The organism is Actinoplanes cyaneus (assembly GCF_016862095.1).
Lineage (GTDB): Bacteria > Actinomycetota > Actinomycetes > Mycobacteriales > Micromonosporaceae > Actinoplanes > Actinoplanes cyaneus.
The window spans coordinates 1-4,416 of record NZ_BOMH01000125.1 but is presented as its reverse complement, the minus strand read 5'-3'; the positions used below and the strand labels follow the sequence as shown (position 1 = coordinate 4,416).

Genomic DNA, 4,416 nt, shown 5'->3' with positions numbered 1-4,416 from the left:
AGCGCGCTGCCGGACCCGGAACTACCCACCACCGGCCGCGCTGCAGCCACCGCCACCGAAGAAATCCTTTGCGGCCTCTTCGCCGAGGTGCTCGGTGTGGAGTCGGTGCCGGCGGACGTGTCGTTCTTCGACCTCGGCGGTGACTCGCTGTCGGCGATGCGGCTCATCGCTCGGATCCGGGCGGTCTTCGAAGCCGAAGTCAGCGTCCGAAGCCTGTTCACCACCCCCACGGCCGCCGGGATCGCCCTCCTGGTCGAGGGCGCCACCGGTACCGCGAGGTCGGCGCTGGTGGCGCAGCCCCGCCCCGAGCGGCTGCCGCTGTCGTACGGCCAGCAGCGGATGTGGTTCCTGAACCGGCTGGAACCTGCCGGCTCGGTCTACAACATGCCGATGGCGCTGCGCTTCTCCGGTGAGCTGGAGGTGGCCGCGTTGGAGGCGGCGCTGGGCGATGTCGCCGACCGGCACGAGGTGCTGCGCACGATCTACCCGGATGTCGACGGGGTCGCGTGCCAGCAGGTCGTGGAGGGGGCCGCCGGGCGGCCGTCGCTGCCGGTGAGCGAGGTCGCGGAGACCGATGCGCCGGCGGCCGTGGCGGCGTTCTTCGGCCAGGGCTTCGACCTGAGCTCGGAGCTGCCGTGGCGGGTGCGGCTGTTCGCGATCGCTCCCGGTGAGTTCGTGCTGGCGATCGTCGCGCATCACATCGCGCTGGACGGCTGGTCGATGGGCGTGCTGACCCGGGACCTGCGGGCGGCGTACGTGGCGCGGCAGCAGGGCCAGGCTCCGGCCTGGACCCGCCTTTCCGTTCAGTACGCCGACTACGCGCTGTGGCAGCGTGACGTTCTCGGTGAGCTCGACGACGAGCAGAGCCTGATCGCCGGCCAGCTCGGCTACTGGCGCGAGACGCTCTCGGGCGCTCCGCAGGAGCTGGTGCTGCCGGCTGATCGGCCGCGTCCGGCGGCGGCGTCGTTCGAGGGCGGCACCGTGCGGATCGAGGTGGACGCGGAGACGCACGGCCGGCTGGTGGAGCTGGCCCGGCGTAACGGCTCGACGATGTTCATGGTGGCGCACGCGGCCCTAGGAGTGCTGCTGTCGCGGATGGGTGCGGGTGCTGATGTTCCGATCGGCACGGTGGTCGCTGGTCGTGGTGACGCGGCGGTCAACGATCTGATCGGGTTCTTCGTCAACACTCTGGTGTTGCGTACGGACCTGTCGGGTGACCCGTCGTTCGCCGAGTTGCTCGGCCGGGTCCGGGAGACGGACCTGTCGGCGTACGCGCATCAGGACGTTCCGTTCGAACGGCTCGTCGAGGAGCTCAACCCGGCCCGGTCCCTCGCCCACAACCCGTTGTTCCAGGTGATGCTGGTCTTGCAGAACCTGCCCCAGGAGCAGCGGACCGGTGACCAATGGAATCTGCCGGGGGTGTCGGTCAACCCCATCGGGGGTGAGTCCGAGCAGACCGCGGCGAAGTTCGACCTGTCGGTGACGCTGGTCGAGCGTCGCGACGATGACGGCAGTCCCGCGGGCCTGAGCGGCGCGATCCAGTACGCGGTGGATCTGTTCGACGAGGTGACGGCGCGTGGCCTGGCCGATCGGCTGGTGCGGGTCCTGGAGCAGGTCGCCGCGGATCCGTCGCTGCGACTGGGCGCGGTCGAGGTGCTCGGTGATCAGGAACGGTCACGGATTCTGGACGAGTGGAATGACACGGCCCGCCAGGTGCCGGTGTCCTCGGTGGCGCAGTTGTTCGCGACTCAGTTGGCGCAGTCCCCGGCCGCGGTCGCGGTGGTTGACGAGTCCGGCGAGGCGACGTATGCCGAGCTGGATGTTGCCGCTGGTGCTGTCGCTGGGGCGTTGCGGGGGCGGGGTGTCGGCCGTGGTGACCTGGTAGCGGTGCTGGTGCCTCGTTCGGGGCAGGTGCCGTCGGTGTTGCTGGGTATCTCCCGGGCGGGTGCGGGGTTTGTTCCGGTGGACCCGGAGTATCCGCAGGACCGGATCGAGTTCATGGTGACCGACGCGGCCCCCGCCCTGGTGGTCTGCACGGCGGAAACCCAAGCCTTGGTGCCGGCGGGTGTGCCGCATCTACTGCTGCAGGACGCGTTGGCCGGGCCGGTGGTGGATCCGGTGCCGGTGTCGGTGGACGACGTGGCCTACGTGATCTACACGTCCGGCTCGACCGGTGTCCCCAAGGGTGTCGCGGTCACACACCGCGGTGTCGGGAACCTTGTGGTGGCGCAGGCGGACCGGTTCGCGATCGGTGCGGGCTCGCGGGTGTTGCAGTTGGCGTCGTGGAGCTTCGACGCCTCGGTGTCGGAACTGTGTGTGGCCCTGGCGTCGGGCGCGGCGCTGGTAACGCTGTCGGGGGAGTGGCTACCGCCCCAGCGGGCGCTGGCCGACGTCTGTGAGCGGTTCGCGGTGTCGCATGTGACAGTCCCGCCGTCAGTGCTGGCGTCGGTCGGCGAACTGCCCGACAGCGTCGGCACGGTGGTGGTGGCTGGTGAAGCATGCCCGCCGAGCCTGGTGGAGCGCTGGTCCGATCGCCGTTTGATCAACGCGTATGGGCCGACCGAGGTAACGGTGTGCGCGACGATGAGCTACCCGCTGTCGTCGGGTGTGGTGTCGATCGGTGGGCCGATCAGTAACACCCGGGTGCTGGTGCTCGACGAATGGCTGCGTCCGGTACCGCTCGGTGTGGTCGGCGAGTTGTATGTGTCGGGTCCGGGCGTGGCACGCGGGTATGTGCGCCGTCCGGGGCTGACTGCCTCCCGGTTCATTGCCGATCCGCACGGTAGCGGTGAGCGGGTGTATCGCACAGGCGACCGGGTGCGGTGGACCGCTGATGGCGTTCTGGTGTTCGCGGGCCGTGCCGATGATCAGGTGAAGGTGCGGGGGTTCCGGATCGAGCCGGGCGAGGTCCAGGCGGTCCTGGCAGGGCATCCGCAGGTGGCGCAGGCCGCGGTGATCGTGCGGGACAACCAGTTGCTGGCCTACCTCGTGGCCGCCGGCGAACTGCTCGACACGGTTGCGGTGCGCCAGTTCGCGGCGCAGCGGCTGCCGGACTACATGCTGCCCCTGCTGATCGTGCTCGACGCCCTGCCGGTGACGGTGAACGGCAAACTCGATCATGCCGCCCTGCCGGCCCCGGACTTCAGCGGCGTCACCGGGCGTGCCCCGGCCACGGCGACCGAGGAGATCCTGTGCGGCCTGTTCGCCGAGATCCTCGGCATCGATGCGGTGCCGGCGGACGCGTCCTTCTTCGACCTCGGCGGTGACTCGCTGTCGGCGATGCGGCTCATCGCTCGAATCCGGTCGGTGTTCGATGCCGAGATCGGCGTACGCAACCTGTTCACCACCCCGTCCGTAGCGGGAGTCGCCCAGCAGATCGAGGCCGGCACCGCGCGGAGAGCGTTGACGGCTGGGGTGCGCCCGGACCGGCTGCCGTTGTCGTACGGCCAGCAGCGCATGTGGTTCCTGAACCGGCTCGAGGACACCGGTCAGAGCGTCGCCTACAACATGCCGATGGCGCTGCGGATCTCCGGTGAGCTGGACGTGGTCGCGCTGGAGGCGGCGCTCGGTGATGTCGCCGACCGGCACGAGGTGCTGCGCACGATCTACCCCGACGTCGACGGGGCGGCGTGTCAGCAGATTCTGGACGGGGCCGCGGGCCGGCCGTCACTGCTGGTGAGCGAGGTCGCGGAGAGCGGGGTGCAGGCGGCGCTGGCGGCGTTCTTCGGTCGCGGCTTCGACCTGGGTGTCGAGCTGCCGTGGCGGATCCGATTGCTGATCACCGGTCCGGGTGAGTTCGTGCTGGCGATCGTGGCACATCACATCGCGTTGGACGGCTGGTCGATGGGGGTGCTGACCCGGGACCTGCGGGCGGCGTACACGGCACGACGCCAGGATCAGGCACCGGCCTGGACCCGCCTTTCCGTCCAGTACGCCGACTACGCGCTGTGGCAGCGCGAAGTCCTCGGTGAGCTCGACGACGAGCAGAGCCTGATCGCCGGCCAGCTCGGCCATTGGCGGGAGACGCTGTCGGGTGCTCCGCAGGAGTTGCCGCTGCCCTTCGATCGTCCGCGTCCGCCGGTCGCGTCGATGCGCGGCGCCGCGGTGGATCTGTCCGTTGGTGCAGAAACGCACGCGCGGTTGGTGGAGCTGGCCCGGCGTAGTGGCTCGACGATGTTCATGGTGGCGCACGCTGCCCTTGGGGTGTTGCTGTCCCGGATGGGTGCGGGCACCGATATCCCGCTGGGAACCTCGGTGGCGGGTCGTGGTGACGCCGCGTTGGACGAACTGGTCGGATTCTTCGTCAACACCCTGGTCCTGCGTACGGATCTATCGGGTGATCCGTCGTTTGCCGATCTGATCGGTCGGGTCCGGGAAACCGATCTGGCTGCGTACGCGAATCAGGATGTGCCGTTT

Annotated in this window: 1 protein-coding gene; it reads left to right on the top strand. The window is 69.5% G+C overall.

Features of this window, described 5'->3' with window-relative positions; genetic code table 11:
• Positions 1 to 6: 6 nt before the first annotated feature.
• The coding region (locus tag Acy02nite_RS45790; RefSeq protein ID WP_307872318.1) for a non-ribosomal peptide synthetase at positions 7 to 4,416 on the top strand (4,410 nt) is incomplete at its 3' end.